The sequence below is a fragment of the Haloferax sp. s1 genome (genome assembly GCF_058382125.1).
In genome coordinates this window covers 1-2,117 of sequence record NZ_JBZRPK010000226.1, presented here as the reverse complement: position 1 = coordinate 2,117, position 2,117 = coordinate 1, and the positions used below count along the sequence as shown (strand labels likewise).

The 2,117-nt window shown below is 64.8% G+C and carries 5 protein-coding genes; 3 read left to right on the top strand and 2 right to left on the bottom strand.

The genetic code is table 11. From position 1 onward, the window contains the following. Together QT222_RS02005 and QT222_RS02000 are read left to right on the top strand one after the other, a co-directional pair. On the top strand, positions 1 to 464 hold a 464-nt coding region (locus QT222_RS02005), incomplete at its 5' end, for a thiamine pyrophosphate-dependent enzyme (RefSeq protein WP_491476142.1). Between the two features lie 30 nt (positions 465 to 494). Next, positions 495 to 620 carry a hypothetical protein gene (locus QT222_RS02000; RefSeq protein ID WP_491476141.1) on the top strand — a complete coding sequence of 42 codons (126 nt, stop codon included), beginning with the start codon at positions 495 to 497 and terminating at the stop codon, positions 618 to 620. 1 nt (position 621) lies between these two features. On the opposite strand, the gene QT222_RS01995 is transcribed toward QT222_RS02000, so the two are convergent. Both QT222_RS01995 and QT222_RS01990 read right to left on the bottom strand, forming a co-directional pair. Next, positions 622 to 1,173: a DUF7965 family protein gene (locus QT222_RS01995; protein ID WP_004056923.1), complete on the bottom strand. Its 552-nt coding sequence runs from the start codon at positions 1,171 to 1,173 to the stop codon at positions 622 to 624. Then, positions 1,166 to 1,615 (bottom strand): CopD family protein, encoded by a 450-nt coding sequence (locus QT222_RS01990; protein ID WP_004056924.1) that lies wholly within the window; start codon positions 1,613 to 1,615, stop codon positions 1,166 to 1,168. Before QT222_RS01990 ends, QT222_RS01995 begins: the two co-directional genes overlap by 8 nt. A 144-nt stretch (positions 1,616 to 1,759) precedes the next feature. On the opposite strand from QT222_RS01990, the gene QT222_RS01985 reads away from it, so the two are divergent. Next, positions 1,760 to 2,117, top strand: a 358-nt coding sequence (locus QT222_RS01985) for an enoyl-CoA hydratase-related protein (RefSeq protein ID WP_491476140.1), incomplete at its 3' end; no start/stop codon positions are given.

Genomic DNA, 2,117 nt, shown 5'->3' with positions numbered 1-2,117 from the left:
GAACCGTCCTCGGGAACCGCGGTGCGTCGGGCATCGACGGTATCGTCTCGTCGGCGCTCGGTGCCGGGTCGGCGACGACCGACCACCTGACGCTTCTCACCGGCGACCTCGCGTACTACCACGACATGAACGGCCTGCTCGCCCTCGGCCGTCTCGGCGTGGATGCAACAATCGTCCTCGTCAACAACGACGGCGGCGGCATCTTCCACATGCTCCCCATCGAGGAGTACGAACCGCCGTTCACCGACCAGTTCAAGACGCCGCACGGTCTCGACTTCGAGGCGACAGCAGACCTCTACGACCTCTCGTTCGACTCGGTCGGCACCGACGAGTTCCGCGACGCCTACGCCGACTCCGTCGCATCCGACGGGACCGACGTGCTCGAAGTTCGCACCGACGCCGAAATCTCACATCGCGTCCGCGAGGACCTCCGCGAGCGCGTCGTGAACAAGTTAACCGACTGACTTTTCAGCGACGGATTTTATCGTGGTCGTATGCCCTCCACGCGAACTGCCTACGTTGTTGCAGTCGCCGTCGGGTTGCTTGCGGGCATTTCGAGCGGCGTCCTCGTCGGGCTGACGTCGTGGTTGACGAGTCCGCGCGGGCCGCTTCGGAGCTAAGTTACTCGCCCGTGTTCGACCGAGCCGTCTCCGTCGCAGGCCCCGTGAGTCGGGTTGCGACCCCGTAGAGTCCGGCATCGAGCAGTACCGAAAGCCCGCCGATGACGCCACCGATGATGCCCGCGAGCGACCCGACAAAGAGCACGATGAGGGCGAACGAGGCGACCTGCGAGATATTCTGTGCGAGGTTGGCGAAGGACGAGACGGCCCGTGTGGGTTCCAGCAAGAAGTCGATGAGAAAAAGAACGACGACGATACCGAGGACGAACGCCGACCCGATGCGCGCGCCGCCGACGAATCCGTACCAGGCGAGCGACCGCAGTCCGCCCTCGGGTCGGTCGTCGAGACCGCCAGCACGCAGCGACCGTCGGGTCGAAGCCACGGCCAGCACCCACAGATAGCCGAAGACGAGCACACCCGGAAGCGTTCCGAACCCGGAGAGCGACCCCGCAAGCCCGCCGTTCGTATGGGCGATAAAGAGGAGAACGAGACTGAGAATCACGAGGTTGAACGTCGAAACGACCCAGACCTCGAACGAGTCGGCGTCACCCATGGGCGAGCACCTCGGCGAGGGCGACTAAGACGAGAACTACTCCGGCGGTCGCGCCGTAGGATTTGCTGAGAAGTTCGCTTTGGGAGGCACTCGGTCGCTCACCTCTCAGCCGGAGGACGACGAGCGTCCGAACGAACGAGCCGAGCACGAAGACGATGACGGCGGCGAGTTTCACCGTCAGCACCGTCCCCCACCGCGTCGTCGGTCCCGGCGGGCCGAGCGTGCCGAGGTTTCCGACGCCCGTGACGAGTAGCAGACCCATCGTTCCCCAGAAGGCCCATTCGTAGGTCGTTGCGAGCGAGCGTCGCCCACCGTCCGCGAGCCGCTCGGTCGAGCGGTCGGATGTGCGGAGTGCGGCCCACACGAACACTGCACCCCCGAAAATGAGCGCCATCCCCGAGACGTGGACGAATCGCACGAGGAGCGACGAGGCCAGAGACATGCTAGTTGCAATAATTGGAATGATGACAGATATACTTGGGTACAGCGCGGGCAGTGCGGTTGTTCCGGCTGTCGGTGCCGACGTGGTCCACTCGCGCCGACGTCGCAAGCGAATCTTTTTGCGCCGCCCGCGCCGCCACTCGATATGGTCTCTGAGATTTTCGACCCCGACCGCTGGGAACCGGTTGACGGCTCTGAGGCGTTCGACGACATCACCTACCACCGCGCCGTCGACATTCCGGCGGTTCGAATCGCATTCGACCGACCGGAAGTCCGAAACGCCTTCCGTCCGGGAACAGTTGACGAACTCTACGCTGCGCTCGACGACGCACGCAAGCGCGCCGACGTGGGCTGTGTTCTCTTGACCGGAAACGGCCCCTCGGAGAAAGACGGCGGCTGGGCGTTCTGTTCCGGCGGCGAGCAGTCAGTTCGCGGCGGCTCGGGCTACGAGTACCGCGACGACGACGAGGCCGACGTGTACGACGACCCGCTCGTCGGCGAGG

Excerpts from the sequence above, each read along its gene's own strand:
- QT222_RS02000 (WP_491476141.1), top strand. The coding sequence starts at position 495 with ATGCCCTCCACGCGAACTGCCTACGTTGTTGCAGTCGCCGTCGGGTTG.
- QT222_RS01995 (WP_004056923.1), bottom strand. The coding sequence starts at position 1,173 with ATGGGTGACGCCGACTCGTTCGAGGTCTGGGTCGTTTCGACGTTCAAC.
- QT222_RS01990 (WP_004056924.1), bottom strand. The coding sequence starts at position 1,615 with ATGTCTCTGGCCTCGTCGCTCCTCGTGCGATTCGTCCACGTCTCGGGG.